18 protein-coding genes are annotated in these 16,500 nt (G+C 67.4%); 6 read left to right on the forward strand and 12 right to left on the reverse strand.

From position 1 onward, the window contains the following. Positions 1–2: 2 nt before the first annotated feature. From OHB26_RS15310 to OHB26_RS15325, 4 genes are all read right to left on the reverse strand, one after another. Positions 3–1,013 carry a Dyp-type peroxidase gene (locus OHB26_RS15310; protein WP_330184829.1) on the reverse strand — a complete coding sequence of 337 codons (1,011 nt, stop codon included), beginning with the start codon at positions 1,011–1,013 and terminating at the stop codon, positions 3–5. A 57-nt stretch (positions 1,014–1,070) separates the two neighbouring features. After that, entirely contained in the window at positions 1,071–1,397 is a 327-nt protein-coding gene (locus OHB26_RS15315; protein ID WP_330184830.1) for a cupin domain-containing protein, read from the reverse strand. Positions 1,398–1,502: 105 nt separating this feature from the next. Next, complete coding sequence (locus OHB26_RS15320; protein ID WP_330184831.1) at positions 1,503–1,994, reverse strand: dihydrofolate reductase; 492 nt, start codon at positions 1,992–1,994, stop codon at positions 1,503–1,505. Between the two features lie 70 nt (positions 1,995–2,064). After that, a complete protein-coding gene (locus tag OHB26_RS15325; protein WP_330184832.1) occupies positions 2,065–2,898 on the reverse strand; it encodes a thymidylate synthase in 834 nt (277 codons plus the stop codon). 69 nt (positions 2,899–2,967) lie between these two features. Here OHB26_RS15325 and cobF point away from each other — a divergent pair, with 69 nt between their 5' ends. Further along, positions 2,968–3,732 carry a precorrin-6A synthase (deacetylating) gene (gene cobF, locus OHB26_RS15330; protein WP_330184833.1) on the forward strand — a complete coding sequence of 255 codons (765 nt, stop codon included), beginning with the start codon at positions 2,968–2,970 and terminating at the stop codon, positions 3,730–3,732. 5 nt (positions 3,733–3,737) lie between these two features. Here cobF and OHB26_RS15335 read toward each other — a convergent pair whose 3' ends face one another. Further along, positions 3,738–4,508, reverse strand: a complete 771-nt coding sequence (locus OHB26_RS15335) for an SDR family NAD(P)-dependent oxidoreductase (protein WP_330184834.1) — start codon at positions 4,506–4,508, stop codon at positions 3,738–3,740. An 80-nt stretch (positions 4,509–4,588) separates the two neighbouring features. On the opposite strand from OHB26_RS15335, the gene OHB26_RS15340 reads away from it, so the two are divergent. Together OHB26_RS15340 and OHB26_RS15345 are read left to right on the forward strand one after the other, a co-directional pair. Next, on the forward strand, positions 4,589–4,903 hold the full coding sequence (locus OHB26_RS15340) for an ArsR/SmtB family transcription factor (RefSeq protein WP_330184835.1): 315 nt from the start codon (positions 4,589–4,591) through the stop codon (positions 4,901–4,903). A 54-nt stretch (positions 4,904–4,957) separates the two neighbouring features. After that, positions 4,958–5,824 (forward strand): Fpg/Nei family DNA glycosylase, encoded by an 867-nt coding sequence (locus OHB26_RS15345; protein ID WP_330184836.1) that lies wholly within the window; start codon positions 4,958–4,960, stop codon positions 5,822–5,824. Positions 5,825–5,855: 31 nt separating this feature from the next. On the opposite strand, the gene OHB26_RS15350 is transcribed toward OHB26_RS15345, so the two are convergent. From OHB26_RS15350 to OHB26_RS15370, 5 genes are all read right to left on the reverse strand, one after another. Continuing rightward, positions 5,856–7,367, reverse strand: coding sequence for a carboxylesterase/lipase family protein (locus OHB26_RS15350; RefSeq protein ID WP_330184837.1), 1,512 nt, complete (start codon positions 7,365–7,367; stop codon positions 5,856–5,858). A 75-nt stretch (positions 7,368–7,442) separates the two neighbouring features. After that, positions 7,443–7,688, reverse strand: a complete 246-nt coding sequence (locus OHB26_RS15355; protein ID WP_067572960.1) for a DUF2630 family protein — start codon at positions 7,686–7,688, stop codon at positions 7,443–7,445. Further along, positions 7,685–9,097, reverse strand: a complete 1,413-nt coding sequence (gene pdxR / locus OHB26_RS15360; protein ID WP_330184838.1) for a MocR-like pyridoxine biosynthesis transcription factor PdxR — start codon at positions 9,095–9,097, stop codon at positions 7,685–7,687. Before pdxR ends, OHB26_RS15355 begins: the two co-directional genes overlap by 4 nt. Before the next feature lie 68 nt (positions 9,098–9,165). After that, positions 9,166–10,332: an alpha/beta hydrolase family protein gene (locus OHB26_RS15365; RefSeq protein ID WP_330184839.1), complete on the reverse strand. Its 1,167-nt coding sequence runs from the start codon at positions 10,330–10,332 to the stop codon at positions 9,166–9,168. Between the two features lie 83 nt (positions 10,333–10,415). Then, positions 10,416–11,102, reverse strand: a complete 687-nt coding sequence (locus OHB26_RS15370) for a DUF4184 family protein (RefSeq protein WP_330184840.1) — start codon at positions 11,100–11,102, stop codon at positions 10,416–10,418. 84 nt (positions 11,103–11,186) lie between these two features. Between OHB26_RS15370 and OHB26_RS15375 the strand changes: the two genes are divergently transcribed. Next, positions 11,187–11,876: a pyridoxamine 5'-phosphate oxidase family protein gene (locus tag OHB26_RS15375; RefSeq protein WP_330184841.1), complete on the forward strand. Its 690-nt coding sequence runs from the start codon at positions 11,187–11,189 to the stop codon at positions 11,874–11,876. A 118-nt stretch (positions 11,877–11,994) separates the two neighbouring features. Here OHB26_RS15375 and OHB26_RS15380 read toward each other — a convergent pair whose 3' ends face one another. Beyond that, positions 11,995–13,230, reverse strand: a complete 1,236-nt coding sequence (locus tag OHB26_RS15380) for a hypothetical protein (protein WP_330184842.1) — start codon at positions 13,228–13,230, stop codon at positions 11,995–11,997. Between the two features lie 55 nt (positions 13,231–13,285). Next, positions 13,286–14,047, reverse strand: a complete 762-nt coding sequence (locus OHB26_RS15385; protein ID WP_330184843.1) for a crotonase/enoyl-CoA hydratase family protein — start codon at positions 14,045–14,047, stop codon at positions 13,286–13,288. Between the two features lie 76 nt (positions 14,048–14,123). On the opposite strand from OHB26_RS15385, the gene OHB26_RS15390 reads away from it, so the two are divergent. Together OHB26_RS15390 and OHB26_RS15395 are read left to right on the forward strand one after the other, a co-directional pair. Then, entirely contained in the window at positions 14,124–14,777 is a 654-nt protein-coding gene (locus OHB26_RS15390; protein ID WP_330184844.1) for a TetR/AcrR family transcriptional regulator, read from the forward strand. An 11-nt stretch (positions 14,778–14,788) separates the two neighbouring features. Further along, positions 14,789–16,414, forward strand: a complete 1,626-nt coding sequence (locus tag OHB26_RS15395) for an acyl-CoA dehydrogenase family protein (protein WP_330184845.1) — start codon at positions 14,789–14,791, stop codon at positions 16,412–16,414. Positions 16,415–16,500 lie beyond the last annotated feature (86 nt).

Here is a 16,500-nt window from a genome sequence, read left to right on the forward strand (position 1 = left end):
CTCTAACTCCTTTTCAACGTGCCGATTCCGAGGGAACCATCGTGGGAGACAACACCATTGGTTGCCGGAGATTCCCGAACTTGCGCGGCCGCCGGCGCGGGTGCGTCCGGCAGCGCGTCGAAGAACCCCAGGGGCGGGGCGAAGAACGAGGTGCCGGTGACGGCCGTGGAGAAATCCAGGATGCGGTCGTAGGCCGCTTCGTCGGTACCGAGGAACATGCGCTCGAGCATCACCTCGGTGACCGCGGGCGTGGCCGAGTACGCGACATAGTAGGTGCCGAACTCGCCGTCCTTGACGCTGCCGAAGGGCATATTGGCGCGCAGGATGGTGCCGTTGTCGTCCTGGTCATTCACGGCCACATGGGAATTGGCGGGCTTGTCGGCGTCGGAGAGCTCGAAGTCGTCGAGCTTGGTGCGCCCGATCACGCGCTGCTGCTCCTCGATCGAGAGCGCCTTCCAATCACCCAGGTTGTGCAGATACTTCTGCACGATCACATAACTGCCACCGGCGAATTCGGCGTCTTCGTCGCCGACCAATGCCGCCGAGACCGCGAGCGCGCCCGCGGGATTCTCGGTGCCGTCGACGAAGCCGAGTAGATCGCGCTGCTCGAAATACCGGAAACCGACGGTTTGATCGACAATGGTGGCGGCCCCGGCCAGTCGTTCGGCCAGCGTCATCGCCAATTCGAAGCAGGCGTCCTGGTTCTGTGACTTGATGTGGAAGAGCAGGTCGCCCGGGGTCGCGGGGGCCTGATGCCGCTCCCCGATGTAGGACGGGAACTCGTGCAGTTCAACAGGTTTCGCACCCGCGAAGAGGCGATCCCAGGCGGCGGAACCGATGCTCGCGATGCAGTCGAGCCCCGCCCCCGGTATCCGGAAGCCGACGGATCGGCGTAATCCAGGCAGATCCGCCAGTAGATCGCGTACCACCGCCTCGCCGCCCTCATCGATGGTCGCGACGAGGAAGATCGCGGCGGGCGTAAGCGGGTCGAGAATCGGCTGCGGCTCACCCATGCGGTCCAGCCTAGAACGGACACTGGTCAGACCGGTCGGCCGGTAGCCCCGTGTCCGCTATTTCGCGACGGTGAGCAGGAAGGCCACATCGTCGATGGCCTTCACACTGTGCCGCGCGTTCGGGATCACCAGCAGGTCACCGGCGGATCCCTTCCATTCATTGGTTCCGCTGATGAGAGCCAGCACACCACTGAGCACGACCATGGTGGCCTCGCCCGAGTTCTCGTGCTCGGCGAGGGACTGCCCCGCGGTCATGGCGATCACCGTCTGGCGCAGGCTGTGCGCGTGCCCGCCGTAGATGGTGAGCGAACTACGTCCGCTCGATGCGGTCGCGGCCAGCTTGAGCTGCTGGCGGGCGACCGCGGTCAGCGACTTCTTGTCCATGGACTGCCTTTCGCCGGAGTATCCGTGAGTATGCCGGACTACTTACTGGGCGACCGGCAGATTGGGCCGTTCGTTCGCAGGAATTACCGGAGTGGAATCTTCGCGTTATCGGGGTTCACGCAGATAACGACGGAAGCGGAAGCGCAGACCCTTCGCGGACTCTCGCCACGGATCCTCATCGGCGGTCCACTCCGGGCCGATGGGTGCGGCATAGCAATCGCCGGCGACATCGGAGTCCACCTCGGTGACCATCAGCTCGGTGGCGAACGGCATTGCGGCGCGGTAGATCTCACCACCACCCGCGACCCAGACCGTTCCGGTGCCGCTCAGTTCGAGGGCCTCCTCGACCGAGCTCGCCCGTTCGGCCCCCTCGGCGGACCAGTCCGCCTGCCGGGTCACCACGATATTGCGACGGCCCTCCAGCGGACGGAAGCGCGCGGGCAGTGAATCCCAGGTGCGCCTGCCCATCACCACCGGATGGCCCCAGGTGACCTCTTTGAAATGCGCCATATCCTCGGGCACGCGCCAGGGAATGGCATTGTCCAAACCGATCACCCCGTCCGGGGTCTGGGCCCAGATCAGCCCGATGGTTCTCACGCTGTCGCCAATTCGGTGTGATCGGGGCCCTGCGTGGTTACGCGGGCTGCCGCCTCCGGGGCCTGACCGCTCACACCGCCACCGCGGCCTTGATCGCCGGATGATGCTGGTAATCCTGGATTTCCACATCCTCGTACACGTAATCGAAGAGTGTCGGCGCGGGGCGCAGATTCAACTTCGGGAACGGATACGGCGCACGCGTCAGCTGTTCGCGCACCTGCGCCACATGATTGTCGTAGATATGCACGTCGCCACCGGTCCAGATGAAATCGCCGGGCAGTAGCTCGGTCTGCTGCGCCACCATCTGTGTCAGCAGCGCATAGCTCGCGATATTGAACGGCACACCCAGGAACAGATCCGCACTGCGCTGATACAGCTGGCAGGAGAGTTTGCCGTCCGCCACATAGAACTGGAAGAAGGCATGGCACGGTGCGAGCGCCATCCGATTCAATTCGGCCACATTCCAGGCCGACACGATCATGCGCCGCGAATCCGGATCGGTGCGCAGCGTCTGCAGCACCTGCGAGATCTGATCGATATGGGTGCCGTCCAGACTCGGCCAGGACCGCCACTGCGCGCCGTAGACCGGACCCAGATCGCCATTGGCGTCGGCCCATTCGTCCCAGATGGTGACCCCGTGCTCCTGCAGCCACTTCACATTCGAATCGCCGCGCAGGAACCACAGCAACTCGTAGACGATCGACTTGAGATGCACCTTCTTGGTGGTGATCAGCGGAAAGCCCTGCGACAGGTCATAGCGCAGTTGATGTCCGAAGATGCTGCGGGTACCGGTACCCGTGCGATCCGCCTTCGGGGTGCCCGACTCCAGCACCAGCCTCAGCAGATCCTCGTACTGAGTGTCGCGCGGGGCCTGGCTCTGGGGGTCTCGAGGGGCGGTATCCACGCCTGGCAAGCTTACGCACCCACCCGCCCCGCGCTGCGGCACCCTTCCGGCCTGGCATGCTGTGGCGCTGTGCGAAAGCTCTATGTGATCGGAATCGGAGCCGGTGATCCGGACCAGGTGACGGTGCAGGCCGTCAAGGCCATGCGCCGGACCGACGTGTTCTTCCTGATCGGCAAGGGTGCCGAGAAGCAGGAGCTGGTCGACGTCCGCGCGACCATCCTGGCCGAGCACGCCGAACAACCGCACCGGGTGGTCGAGGTGCTCGATCCGCCACGCGATCGGAGCGTCCCGGCCACCGGAGCCGATGCCGCGTACCGGGGTGTGGTCGAGGATTGGCACGAGGCGCGGGCCGCACTGTTGGAGCAGGCGTTCGCGGAAACCGAAGGCGTGGGCGCGATCCTGGTGTGGGGCGATCCCTCGCTGTACGACAGCACCCTGCGCGTGGTCGAGCGCGTTCTCGAGCGCGGGCGCGTCGGCTTCGACTACGAGGTGATTCCGGGCATCACCAGCGTGCAGGCGCTCGCCGCCGCGCATCGCATGGTGCTGCACGAAATCGGTGAACCCGTGCACATCACCACCGGCCGCCGCCTGCGCGAAGAGGGTTTGGCCGCAGGGCAATCCACGCTGGTGATGCTGGACGGCGACTGCTCCTTCACACAGGTCCCCGGCGATGACGTCTACATCTGGTGGGGCGCGTACCTGGGTATGCCCGATGAGGCCGTTATCGAAGGTCCGCTGCGAATCGTGGAGTCCCGCATCACCCGTCGCCGCGCGGCCCTGCGCGAAGCCAAGGGCTGGATCATGGACATCTACCTGCTGCGCCCCGGCTTGTGATCGAGTCAGACCTGTTGTGCGGGAGTGGCGGTGGTCATGCCGCCGTCGACCAGTAGGTCCTGGGCATTGATATAGCCCGCTTCGCCTGAGGTCAGGAATGCCACGGCCGCGGCGACCTCCTCGGCGCTGCCGACTCGGGACGCGAGGGTGGAAGCGGCTGCGGCAGCCCGGATTTCGGGCGAGGTCTCGGCATGGAAGGCCGGGGTCGAGGTGTAGCCGGGGCTGACCGAGTTGACCCGGATGCCGCGCGGGGCGAGCTCCGCGGCGAGGGTGCGGGCCAGATTGTGTACGGCCGCTTTGGTCGCCGAGTAGAGCGCCGCGCCCGGACTGCCGCGATGCAGGGCGAAGGACGCGTTGATCACGATCGCGCCGTGATCGCGCACCAGCGGCAGCGTCTTCTGGATGGTGAAGAAGACGCTCTTGAAGTTGATGTCCAGCACCCGGTGGTATTCGGCCTCGGTCACATCGGTGAAGGCTTGGAACGCACCGATACCGGCATTCGCGAAGACCACATCCAGGCGGCCGAAGCGATTCTCGATGGCGGCGACCAGTGCGTCGAGATCCGCGAGGTGCGCCGCGTCACCCGCGACCGCGAGCACTCGATCGCCGCCGTCCAACTCCTTGACGGCCGCGTCGAGCCGAGCTCGATCTCGACCGGTGATGACGACCGATGCGCCCTCGTCCAGCAGTCGCCGGGCGGTGGCCAATCCCATGCCGCTGCTCCCGCCGGTGATGAGTGCGATCTTGTCGTCGAATCGGGAACCGTTGTCCTGCATGGCCGTACCTCCTATGTTTAATTGTTCAAAGACTTACGTACAGTTCGACTGTTTGTCAACAGTGCAGCTATCCTGGGGTCATGTTCACGGCACATCCCGAGCGGGATCAGATCCAGCTGGCGAACGTGCTTGCCGCCGTAGGCAATCCGCTCCGCCTGCAAATCCTGCGGGCCCTGGGTGACGGTGGTGAACACACCTGTGGATCGATCGTGCAGGGCGTCCCCAAGTCCAACCTCACCCACCACTACCGCGTACTGCGCGACGCCGGTCTGATCTGGCAGCGCCCCAGCGGCCGCGAAACCTTCCAATCTCTGCGCCGTGAAGATCTCGACGAGCGCTTTCCGGGCCTGCTCGACTCACTCCTGGACGCGGCGAGCCGGGACGCTGCGCACTGAATCGGCGCGTCGTGGCTGGTCGCGCTTGTCAGGGGTGGTCGGTAGGCTGCGGGAGTGCCTGAATTACCCGAAATTGTGGCGCTCGAGCAGTTCTTGAGCGCGCATGCGGTGGGTGCGGTGGTCGGCCGGGTCGATGTGGCGGCGCTGAGTGTGCTCAAGACCTTCGATCCACCGGCGACCGCGCTCTCGGGGCGCGATGTCACGGGGGCGGGGCATTGGGGCAAACACCTCGGATTGAACTGTGACGGGCTGTGGTTGATCACGCATCTGTCCCGGGGCGGATGGCTGCGCTGGCTCGACGACCCGTCGGCGACACCGCCGAAACCGGGTAAGGGTCCGCTGGCGCTGCGGGTGCATTTCTTCACCCCGGAGGGGGATACGCCCGCCTTCGATCTCACCGAGGCCGGGACCAAGAAACGGCTGGCGGTGTGGATCGTTTCCGATCCCCAACTGGTGCCGAGCATCGCGCGGCTCGGACCCGATGCCATGGTCGTCGGCGAGCCGGAGTTCGCGGAGATCCTGAAGGGCACCACACAGCGGATCAAGAACTCGCTCACCGATCAGACCCTGATCGCGGGGATCGGCAACGCCTACTCGGACGAGATACTGCATACCGCCAAGCTCTCGCCGTTCGCGAACTCCTCGACCCTGGATCAGGAGCAGGTGGCGCGGCTGTACGCCACCATGCGCGAGATACTCGCCGATGCCATCGCGCGCTCGGTCGGGCAGGACGCGGCTCGGCTCAAGGGGGAGAAGCGATCCGGTATGCAGGTGCACGGGCGCACCGGCATGCCGTGCCCGGTGTGCGGGGACACCGTGCGCGAAGTCGCCTTCGCGGACAAGTCCTTCCAGTACTGCGCGACCTGTCAGACCGGCGGCAAGATCCTCGCCGATCGCCGGATGTCACGACTGCTCAAGTAGATTCGCCGATCTCGCCGCGGGGTGCGTGCGGCTACACCAGCGCGGGTGGGTGAACTCCCTGCCAGGCCAGGCGTTTCGCCCTCTCCGGATCGTTCTCCACCCGGGACGGGTAGTCGATGATCATGGTCGAGCGCCGCTCCTCGGTGTACGCGGGCCAATTCGACAGCGGTGCGCCGGTGCGCGCGAAGGCCAGCCAATTGTCCTGGAACTGTCGTGATACCGCCCGGAACCCGCGCTGCCCGCCCGCGGCGGTGAGCGCCCGGCCCACCGGTGTGGCGGTGGCGCCGAAGACCGGGATCAGATCCAGTGCGTGCGTCGCGCCGAAACCCGCGAGCTGGACCGCGCGCGGGGCGAAGTCGAAACGATAGGCATAGGTCGGCGCGTACCGGCTGTGCCCCTCCATCACCGCCAGCGAAGGCCGCCAGAAGGTGTAGTCCCCGCCCATGCGCACCGTGGTCTTGCGGTCCGGGAAGCCGGGATAGGCCGCGGTCACCCGGGCTTCGGCGTCATCGCCCGCCTGCTTCAACGCCCAGCGAATGCGTTCGGGGGTGGTGGGCAGGGTGTCGTCGAAGCGTACGAACAGCGTGCCCTCATCGCGATTGGTGCCGATGATCAGCGGTACCCGATGCGCGCTGCCGTCCGCGAACGCCTCGACAATCGGCTTCGGCAGGAAATCGCCGTCGATCTGCGGGGCGGCGGGGAAGAGGCCGGGCTGATGGTGCATGACGTCATTGACCGCGCGATCCACCGCGCGCCGAATGTCATTGGAGCGCGCGGTGAGCAGCGTATTCGCCTCGTCGCCGGGCTTCGCGCCCAGTTTGTCCAGGCAGCGCCGCGCGAAGAGCCGGGCATCGGCGTGTGACGGCCCCCAATCCGCGGGCGGACTCTGTGCGATACCCCGATGGAACAGTCCGGCCGCGGCGGGTGCGGCCATGAGCGCCAGCACCGCGTGCGCACCGGCGGATTCGCCGAAGATGGTGACATTGTTCGGATCGCCGCCGAACGCGGCGATATTGCGGCGCACCCACTCCAGTGCCGCCACCTGATCGCGCAGACCCAGGTTGGTCTCGAATCGATGTGTGGGCGTGGAGAATTCGCTGAAGTCGACGTAGCCGAACGCGCCCAGCCGATAGTTCATCGACACCACGATCACATCACCGCGCAGTGCCAGCCGCGCGCCCGAGTACAGGCCGAGCGCGGAGGTGCCGATGAAGTAGCCGCCGCCGTGAATGAAGACCATCACCGGTCGCGGCGTAGCGGATGTGGTGTTGGGTGCGGTGATATTGAGGGTCAGACAATCCTCACCGGTGGGCTGCTGTCGCCGCGGACCCAGTTGTGCTCCACGCCGGTGCTGCATTGCGGCGAAACCGAATTCGGTGGCATCGCGCACCCCGCTCCACGGTTGCACCGGCTGCGGCGCCCGGAAGCGCAGCTCGCCCACCGGGGGCGCGGCGAAGGGAATGGACCGCCAGCGCGAAACGCGGCGGCCCTGGGAACCGCGGACGATCCCGTCCCCGGTCGTGATGTCTATCGTTGCCACCATCAACCGATGGTAGCGGTGGGTACGGGCGTGCCGTTCGATAAATCCGGCCGCCCTGACGAGGAAGTTGTCGCGGAATTACTGCAGGTAGCCCTCGACCTGACGGGCGGAGCTGGCCTGCGCCTCCTCCGGATTACGGCCCTGATCCAGCCGGGCGCGACGCTGACGCAGCAGGTCCCAGCACTGGTCGAGGGCGACCTCGAGCTCGGCGAGCTGACGGCGTTCGGCCTCGGGATCGATCTCGCCCTGCGTGCTCTGGGTACGCAGCTCGTGCTCACGATCCACCAGGGTTTTGATGCGCGCGAGAATGTCCTGTTCGCTCATGGCGTCCACTGTACGACCCGTGCCAAGGCATCTCCGGCCGAGCGCACCGCGACCGGCAGGTCCGCCCTGGACAGGGCGGCATAACCGAGCGCTATCCCGAAGGTGTGTCGGGGGCCGCGGGTGTACCGGCCCAGACCGTCGAGGTAGACCCCGGCCGTGGCCGCCGCGGCAATGGCGGCCTCCTCCTGGGCGGCCGAGGCCAGCGGTATGAACAGGTGCGAGCCCGCATCATCGCCGCGCACGGTCAGACCGCGCCGGAGCAGCTCCTCGACGACCAGGGTGCGGCGCAGCGGCATCTCCCGGCGCAGTCGGCGCAGGTGCCGGGCCAGATCGCCATGGCGGGCCAGCTCGGCCACCACCTGCTGACCGGCGGGGGCGGGACCGGTGCCGGTGAGTTCGCGATAGGTCAGCACCGCGTCGGTCACCGCCGGGGCGGCCACCATCCAGCCCACGCCGAGGGTGGGGGAGAGGATCTTGCTGGTGGTGCCCAGGTGGACCACGAGTTCGGGCGCGAGCGCCGCGAGCAGTGGCAAAGGTGCGGTGTCGTAACGTAATTCGCCGTCGTAGTCGTCCTCGATGATGAGAGCTCCGGTGCGGCGGGCGAATTCGATCAGCTCGATCCGGCGGGCCGCTGGCATTCGCGCGCCGAGCGGAAACTGATGTGCGGGAGTGCAATACACCATTTTGGTGTCCAAGGGCAGCTGGTCGACGCGCAGGCCGTCGGCATCCACCGGAACCGGGACCAGGCGTACGCCCGCGGCATGGAAGGCTCCGGCGGCGCGCGAATATCCGGGGTCCTCGATGGCGGCGACATCGCCGGGGCGCAGCAGGGTCGCAGCGAGTTCGCTTACCGCCGTACTGGTTCCGGCGGTGGCGAGCGCCACGCTGCCGCTGCCCGGACCGAGCCCGCGATGGCGCAGCAGGTGTTCGGCCACCGCTGCCCGATAGTCGGGTTCACCGGCTCGTTCCTTGCGCACCAGGGGATTTCGATCCGATACCGCGCGCCAGGCGCGTCGCCAGGCCGTTCGATCGATCACCTCGATACACGGTGCGCCCGTGCCCAGATCCAGCAGGCCGACCGCCGGATCGGCGCGCGGGGTGGTGGCGGCCTGCGCCGCCACCGGCACCGGTGAGGCCGTCAGATAGGTACCGGACCCGTGCCGCCCGCTGAGCCAGCCCTCGGCATGCAGCTGGTCGTAGGCGGCGGTGACCACGGTTCGGCTCACGCCGAGCCGGGCCGCCAGTTCGCGCGAGGACGGCAGGCGATCCCCGCCGCGCAGTGCGCCGGTGGTCGCGGCGCCGCGTAAACCATCCGCCACCTGGACCGCCAGCGGCACGCTCGAGTCGCGGTCGATCACCAGCGGCAGATCGTCCACCACCACTGCCCAGTTTTTGCCGCCGTCTGTCACCGAAGTGGCCTTCCCTAGATCCGGAATTCGGGCCACTACAGCCTGCCACTCGCGACGGGCGGTATCGGTCAGCGCAGGGTGGTGATTTCCGGATCCGCGCCGGGGCGATCGAGCGGGGTGTTCGGATCATCGCGCAGGAACTTGTCGAAGAGCGCCGCCACATAGCTGTCCGTCAGCGCGGCGGCACGCGGGGCGGCGATGGGGCCGAAGTAGGTCTCGGCGGCGGGTCGCACGGCATCGGGCACCAGCGACGGCATATCGGTGAAGTCGTAATGCGCCGAATTGCCCATGGTGAGTTGATGTTTCCAGCCGGTGCCGTGTGCGAAGAAGGCGTCGAGGGACGGATTCGCATCGCCCACCTCCTCGATCTGGCGGCTGGTCAGCACCAGCACCGGTCGATCGACACCCTCGACGGCGGCCCGGCCGAACTCCTCGTCCACCCCGATCTGACCGTCGAGATCGACCGCCGCATCTATGCGCCGGTCATCGTGCATGGCCTCGACAGCGGCGTAACCTCCGGAGGAATGGCCGACGATACCGACTCGGTCCAGATCCAGTGCGTCCGCGAGACCGACCGGCAGCCAACGGTTCTCGGCATCGGGATTGGTGCCGCCCGCCAGTCCGGTGAGCATGTCGAGTACGAACTCGATATCGAGCAGGCGGGCGGCGATGAACTTCTTGCGGATCGACGGCACGAAACCCTCGGGCATGGGGGCGGCCGTGGCCACGCGCCCGCCCGGGAACTCCACCGCCGGACCCTCATAGGTGTGATCCATGGCGACCACGATGTACCCGCGACTGGCGAGGTCCTCGGCCAGGCCGGTGCCCAGCAATCTGGACACTCCGGCCCCCGGGGTGTACAGCACCACCGGAAATCGGCCATCCGGGATCACGGGTGCGTCGGCGTACGAATTGGTCAGCAGCCCAGGCAATTCGATGCCGAGTTGCCGCTGAATCTCCGGAACCAGCACCGTGGAGACATAGTGCGCACGAGGGAACAGTTCGGTGGCCGTCGCGGGATAGAACACCGAGACCATGAGCTCACGCGGGCGGGTCGGCCGGAAGGGATCGGGGCGGCCCGCGTCGACCAGATGCAGAGTCGTTGTGCCGACCTGGAATTGGCCGGTCGGCTGCGGGAGCATGGTCGCGCCCAGTGGTGCGGCGGTGGACAGGCCCGCGGCCGTGGTCAACAGCGCGGCAGAGGTGAGAGCTGCCGCGACGATCTTGCCGATCAACGATCCCCCATTGATACCCGAAACGTATTGATTTGCAGCGTTTATGGACGCGGGGGTTACCTTAGCCTGCCCTGTGCGGGTTGTCAGCCGGAGCGCCGGCGGAGGCTGTTCGCCAGCGCCCATGCGATGAAAACAATGGCGGCACTTTGTATTGCGGCGACGAGCAGGTGTCGGACGCAGTCATAGAGGCTGACCTCGACAATCGGATCGGTACCGGCGATCAGTGCTCCGGCCGAGGCGGCGAGTACGAGCCCGCCGAGGACCCAGTTCCGTTGCGGCACCGGTGGACCGGGCTCCGCGCGGCGATACCGGCGCGCGCCGAACCAGCCCAGGACCAGCAGACCGCCGAGGGAGGAGAGATACCCGATCACGTTGTACACGCGATGCGGTCCCGCCACCGACTCGCGCATCAGTCCCCAATGTCGTACCGCCGCACCATCGGTATGGGTGAACGCGTCCCAGGCCAGATGTGTCAGCGCGCCGACCGCGATGGCCGCCGCCCCGCGCCACCAACTGGTTCTGGGCGGGGTAGCCGATTTGCCGAGCAGGGCCAGGGCCGGTCGGTGGAGTACGCATCCGAGCGCGAGTAGGGCCACTCCCAGCGCCAGATCGACCGGCAGTCCGAGCATCGAATGCGTCAGCTCACCGTTGACGCCCGTCGGCAGATAGTACGGAGTATCCGGTGCGATACTGCCCGCGACCAGGCCGGGAAGCCATAGCCTGCGGGCCAGCGGCAGCGCCGCGGCCGGGTGCGCGAGCGTGAACGGCACGAAATCTCCCCCGAGCAAGTGGTCCTTCGATCTTGCGGCGAATTGGCTATTCAGCAATGCCACTGCGCGCGCAATGCTGGTCATATGACCGAGCAAGCGACCCGGACCCCATTGTCACCCACGCCCCGTAGCGCGCTCACCCGCTCCAAGGAGCGGGGAGCCACCGACCGCGCCGAACTGGACGCGGTCCTCGATGCCGGACTCCTCTGCCACCTCGGCGTCGTTCTCGGCGGCAGCCCGGTCGTCATCCCCACCACCTACGGACGCGACGGCGACACCCTCTACCTGCACGGCTCCACCGGCGCGGGCAACCTGCGCGCCGCCATGACCGGTGCGGTCTCGGTGGCGGTCACCCACCTCGACGGTGTGGTCTACGCCCGCTCCGCCATGCACTTCTCGATGAACTATCGTTCGGCCGTAATCCACGCCAGGCCGGTGGAGCTCACCGATCCCGACGAGCGCATGCACGGCCTCCGGGTGATTGTGGAGCATGTGGCACCCGGGTCCTGGGATGCCGTTCGGTCGCCGAACAAGAAGGAGATGGCGGCCACCATGGTGCTCGCCCTCGACCTCACCGAAGCCTCGGTGAAGATGCGCACGGGCGGCCCGCGCGATGACGAATCCGATATCGAAGCGGGCGGCACCTGGGCGGGTGTACTCCCGCTGCGTCAGATCTGGGATGCTCCCATCTCCTCCACTGACCTCGAATCGGGAGTCGAAGTGCCCGAACACGTTCGGGCGCGCTACTCGGAGACCGTGGTCGCGGGCGCCTGATCGCCTGCCCGGCACCCCTCGTCATCCCGGTGCGCGTTTGGCCGGGATCCATCGAAGCTCGTTGGAGCACTGCGGGTGTGGATCCCGGCCGAGACCATGCCGGGATGACGGGGTCGGGTTACCAGAACGTTCCACGCAATCCCAGGTCGGCCAATGCTTTCTCGGCGAGGGCGGATGGGGATTGCGCGACGTCGGGGTCGAGGCTTACCACGGAAAGGGTGTAGTTGTCGGCGATGCGGGTGAGGTATCCGGAGATTCTGGTGCGCGGCAGTTGATCCGGGCGCAGGCCGGGGTGGATGGCGCGCGCCGCGACCCCGGTGCACGGATGCGGTCCGAGCGAGAGCAGTGAGTCCGGCAGGGTTCCGATATTGGAGCACAGGATGTCTCGCTCGCCCGCGCCCTTGGCCAGGGCGGCGGCCCAGCGATCGGGGATGACCTGCAAAAGCTCCTCCGGAATGCCGCCGGGGCTGGTCATGCGATGTTCGTAGGCGGCGCGGGCCCTGCGGCGCAGGGTGGACGGGGTGTCGCTCCGGGTGATGGCTATCTCCGTCATGGCCATGTCATTGTCGACGCGCGGTTCGTCGCGGGTATCGACCGGCAGGCTGGCGGCAATGGTCGATTCCTGGAATCCGCTGTCCCACAGCATATTCGCAATGAGTTGGACGAAGAGACTGTTGGCGGTGCCGTCATTGGCCACCGCCACCCGGTTCCACTCCAGTGCGGAGACCTGGATTATCGCGCTGCGGGTCACCGCGCCGGAGATTGTGTTGGTGGGCAGCATCTTTCGATCATCGGGTGGGACCGGTCGCGGTGGCAGTCCCCGGCGCAGGGCGCGCGCGGTGCCGCCGATCACGGTGGCCCATTGCTTGCGCGCGTCGGCCCAATCGGTATGTCCGGCAACGGATGCCGCCAAGGGGGTGCCGGTCAGCGCGTGATCGATGGCGAGGGTGAGCGCCCGGCCGTCCGCCAGGGCGTGCGAACAGGTCAGCGACATGACACAGCCGCCCTCGGCTAGTTCGGTCGCCGAGAGCCGCCAACCCGGTCCGATCTCCGGGTCGAGGTTTTCGCCCTGGGCATCGGCCCAATCCAGCAGTGCCGCAGTGGGAATCGCCCGATCGGTCACCGCCGCTGGATGTGCCCACCCGGTGGCCTGCCAGCGTGGCCGGGCTCCGGGGACCCGGGTGCGCACCACGCGCCGCCCCAGCGGACCCACCCGCAGGGCTTCGTGAATCCGGTCCAGTAGTTCCCGATCGACCGGATCGGCGGTACGCCAGAGCCCCTGCAACGCGATCGGGGTACCCATACCCCGATGCGCGCGCAGGAACATTTCGTCCACCACGCTCAGCCGATTCATCGCACGGCAGCGTACCGGCCCGGGCTGTGAACCCGTGCGGTCGGCGGGCCAGGGGTCAGCTGGGCTGGCCGTGGCGGCCCGCGCCGGAGGCGAAGCGCTGGGCGCCGTCCAGTGCGCCGTCGGCGAGCGCCTTCAATCCGTGGTGCAGTTCATTGGTGATGGCGGTGGGCTCGTCGAGGCCGTCCTGCTCCAGTACGGACATGCGGTCCGAGCGCAGGCAGGTCTGCGGCAGTGCGGCCAATTGGCGGGCGAGTTCCTCTGCGGCGCGGCGGGATTCGCCGTTCGGGACCACCCGGGTGATCAGGCCGATCTGGAGCGCTTCGGCGGCGTCGACGGCCCGGCCGGTGAGAATCAGGTCCATGGCGCGCCCGGTGCCGATAAGGCGGGGCAGGCGCACGGTGCCGCCGTCGATGAGCGGTACTCCCCAGCGGCGGCAGAAGACGCCGAAGGTGCTGTCCTGCTCCGCGATTCGCAGATCGCACCAGAGTGCGAGCTCGAGTCCGCCCGCCACCGCGTAGCCGGAGACGGCCGCGATCACCGGCTTGGACAGGATCATCCGGGTGGGCCCCATCGGGCCGTCGCCGTCCTCGGTGACCTGGTTGGCGCGTTCGGTGCCGAGGCCCTTGAGGTCCGCGCCCGCGCAGAAGGTGCCGCCGTCGCCCCAGAGCACGGCGACCGCCGCATCGGGGTCGGCGTCGAAGTCGCGGAAGGCATCGGCCAGGGCGCGGGCGGTGGGTCCGTCGACCGCGTTGCGCGCCTCGGGGCGATGCAGGATCACGGTGGTCACGGGGCCATTGCGTTCGACTCGTACGCTCACGGGCTCGACCATACGCCGTAAATCGGGGCGGACAAGGGCCTTGCGCGAAGAAATGAATCAATGGTTCACTTCTTGCGTGGCCTACCGCAGAACCCCCGCCGTACAGGCCCGCCTCGATGCCCAGGCCGGCTCGATCGTGCGGGCCGCCATGGCCGTGCTCTCCCGCGACGGGTATGCCGGGCTCTCCATGGCGGCGGTCGCCGCCGAGGCGGGTGTGGCCACCGGCACCGTCTACAAAACCTTCAGCGGCAAGGCCGAATTGGTCACCGCGGTCTTCCGTGAGGTTGTCACCCGCGAGGTGGCGGCGGTCGCCGCCGCCGGTGACTCCGACTCCGCGCGACTCGGCGACACCCCGGCCGTAACCGACTCGGCCGAAGGGCCCAAGAGCGCCCGTGAGCGCGTTACCGCGGCGGTGGAGACCTTCGCCGGGCGCGCGCTCAAGAACCCGAAACTGGCCTATGTACTGCTCGCCGAGCCGGTGGACACCGCCGTCGACGCCGAGCGGCTGCGCTTCCGGCGCGCCTTCGCGGAGATCTACGAGACCGCGATCGCCGATGGGGTGGCCAGTGGGCAACTGCCGCCGCAGGATCCGCGCACCAGCGCCACCGCACTGGTCGGCGCCATCGGCGAGGTGCTGGTCGGCCCGCTCGCCGAACAGTTGGAGAGTGAATCGGTGGTGCCCGAACTCGTCGCCTTCGCGCTGCGCGCGCTCGGCGTGCCTCAGGAATAAGGAGTCCCCGCATGCATACCCATGATGTGTTCAATCAGGTCCCGGATATCGTGCCGTTCGACAATTCGCGCAACCCCGCGCTCATCGAGGGGCTGCATCGTGAGGGCGCGGGCTGGGCCGAGGCCGAGGTGCGTGAACTCGGTGCGCTCGCAGGCGGTTTCGAGGCGCAGGAGTGGGGGCGGCTGGCCAACGCGTACCCGCCGGTGCTGCACACCCACGACCGTTTCGGCAATCGGGTGGACGAGGTGGAGTTCCACCCGCACTGGCACGATCTGATGAATGTCGCTGTGACACATGGCCTGCACGGTTCACCGTGGCAGGATGAGCGCTCGGGCGCGCATGTGGCGCGTGCGGCCAAGTTCTACACCTGGGGTCTGGCCGATGCCGGGCATATGTGCCCGATCTCCATGACCTACGCGGTGGTGCCCGCGCTGCGGCACAATCCGGAATTGTCCGCCCGGTTCGAGCCGCTGCTCGCCTCGCGGGTCTATGACTACGGCTTGCGCGAGCCTTCGGCCAAGGCCGGTCTCATCGCCGGAATGTCGATGACCGAGAAGCAGGGCGGTTCGGATGTCCGCGCCAATACCACCACCGCCACACCACTTTCCGACGGCACGTACCGGATCGTCGGGCACAAGTGGTTCACCTCGGCGCCCATGTCGGATATGTTCCTGACCCTGGCGCAGGCCCCCGGCGGCCTCTCCTGCTTCCTGCTGCCGCGGGTACTGCCGGATGGTTCGCGCAATACCCTGCGGCTGCAACGACTCAAGGACAAGCTGGGCAATAAGTCCAACGCCTCCTCCGAGATCGAGTACGAGAACGCCATCGGCTGGTTGGTCGGCGCGGAGGGCGCGGGCGTGAAGACCATTATCGAAATGGTCAATATGACGCGCCTGGACTGTGTGATCGGTTCGGCCACCGGTATGCGCGCGGGCGTCATCCACGCCGTGCACCACGCCCGGCATCGAAAGGCGTTCGGGGCCAACCTGATCGACCAGCCCGCCATGCGCAATGTGCTCGCCGATCTGATCGTCGAATCCGATGCCGCCACCACCGTCATGATGCGCCTGGCCGGTGCCACCGATCGCGCCGCCGCCGGTGACGAATCCGAGGCGGCGTTCCGGCGCATGGCCCTGGCCATCACCAAGTACTGGGTGTGCAAGCGCGCACCCGCGCACGCCGCCGAAGCCCTGGAATGCCTGGGCGGCAACGGTTATGTCGAGGAGTCCGGTCTCCCGAGGCTGTACCGCGAGGCCCCGCTCATGTCGATCTGGGAGGGTTCGGGCAATGTGGCGGCCCTGGACGCGTTGCGCGCCATGGCCCGTCAGCCCGAGACCGTGCAGGCGTACTTCGACGAGGTCGCGCTGGCACGCGGTGCGAACGCGGCCCTGGACACCGCCATCGACCGAATCGGTAAGGAGCTCACCGATCTCAGCGATATCGAGTACCGCGCCCGCCGTGTGGTCGAGCTGATGGCGCTGGTGCTCCAGGGTTCGCAGCTGGTGCGATACGGCCACCCGGCGGTCGCGGATGCCTTCTGCGCCACCCGATTCGGCGGTGACTGGGGTATCGCCTTCGGCACCCTGCCGACCGGTGTGGACACCGAGGCCATCCTGGAGCGCGGCTTCGTGGCCTGACCGTATTTGTCGAACTGCACCTGGCGGGTCCTTCTGGAACGTGTTCTACTCCAAGGGTATTCGTTCGAGAACCAGTAGGGGGTAGT

The sequence above is a fragment of the Nocardia sp. NBC_01503 genome (assembly GCF_036327755.1).
GTDB lineage: Bacteria > Actinomycetota > Actinomycetes > Mycobacteriales > Mycobacteriaceae > Nocardia.

What these genes read in the sequence shown, in the direction of transcription:
- OHB26_RS15310 (WP_330184829.1), bottom strand. Translation starts at nt 1,013, where the DNA reads ATGGGTGAGCCGCAGCCGATTCTCGACCCGCTTACGCCCGCCGCGATC.
- OHB26_RS15315 (WP_330184830.1), bottom strand. Translation starts at nt 1,397, where the DNA reads ATGGACAAGAAGTCGCTGACCGCGGTCGCCCGCCAGCAGCTCAAGCTG.
- OHB26_RS15335 (WP_330184834.1), bottom strand. Translation starts at nt 4,508, where the DNA reads ATGCAGGACAACGGTTCCCGATTCGACGACAAGATCGCACTCATCACC.
- OHB26_RS15340 (WP_330184835.1), top strand. Translation starts at nt 4,589, where the DNA reads ATGTTCACGGCACATCCCGAGCGGGATCAGATCCAGCTGGCGAACGTG.
- OHB26_RS15350 (WP_330184837.1), bottom strand. Translation starts at nt 7,367, where the DNA reads ATGGTGGCAACGATAGACATCACGACCGGGGACGGGATCGTCCGCGGT.
- OHB26_RS15355 (WP_067572960.1), bottom strand. Translation starts at nt 7,688, where the DNA reads ATGAGCGAACAGGACATTCTCGCGCGCATCAAAACCCTGGTGGATCGT.
- OHB26_RS15375 (WP_330184841.1), top strand. Translation starts at nt 11,187, where the DNA reads ATGACCGAGCAAGCGACCCGGACCCCATTGTCACCCACGCCCCGTAGC.
- OHB26_RS15380 (WP_330184842.1), bottom strand. Translation starts at nt 13,230, where the DNA reads ATGAATCGGCTGAGCGTGGTGGACGAAATGTTCCTGCGCGCGCATCGG.
- OHB26_RS15395 (WP_330184845.1), top strand. Translation starts at nt 14,789, where the DNA reads ATGCATACCCATGATGTGTTCAATCAGGTCCCGGATATCGTGCCGTTC.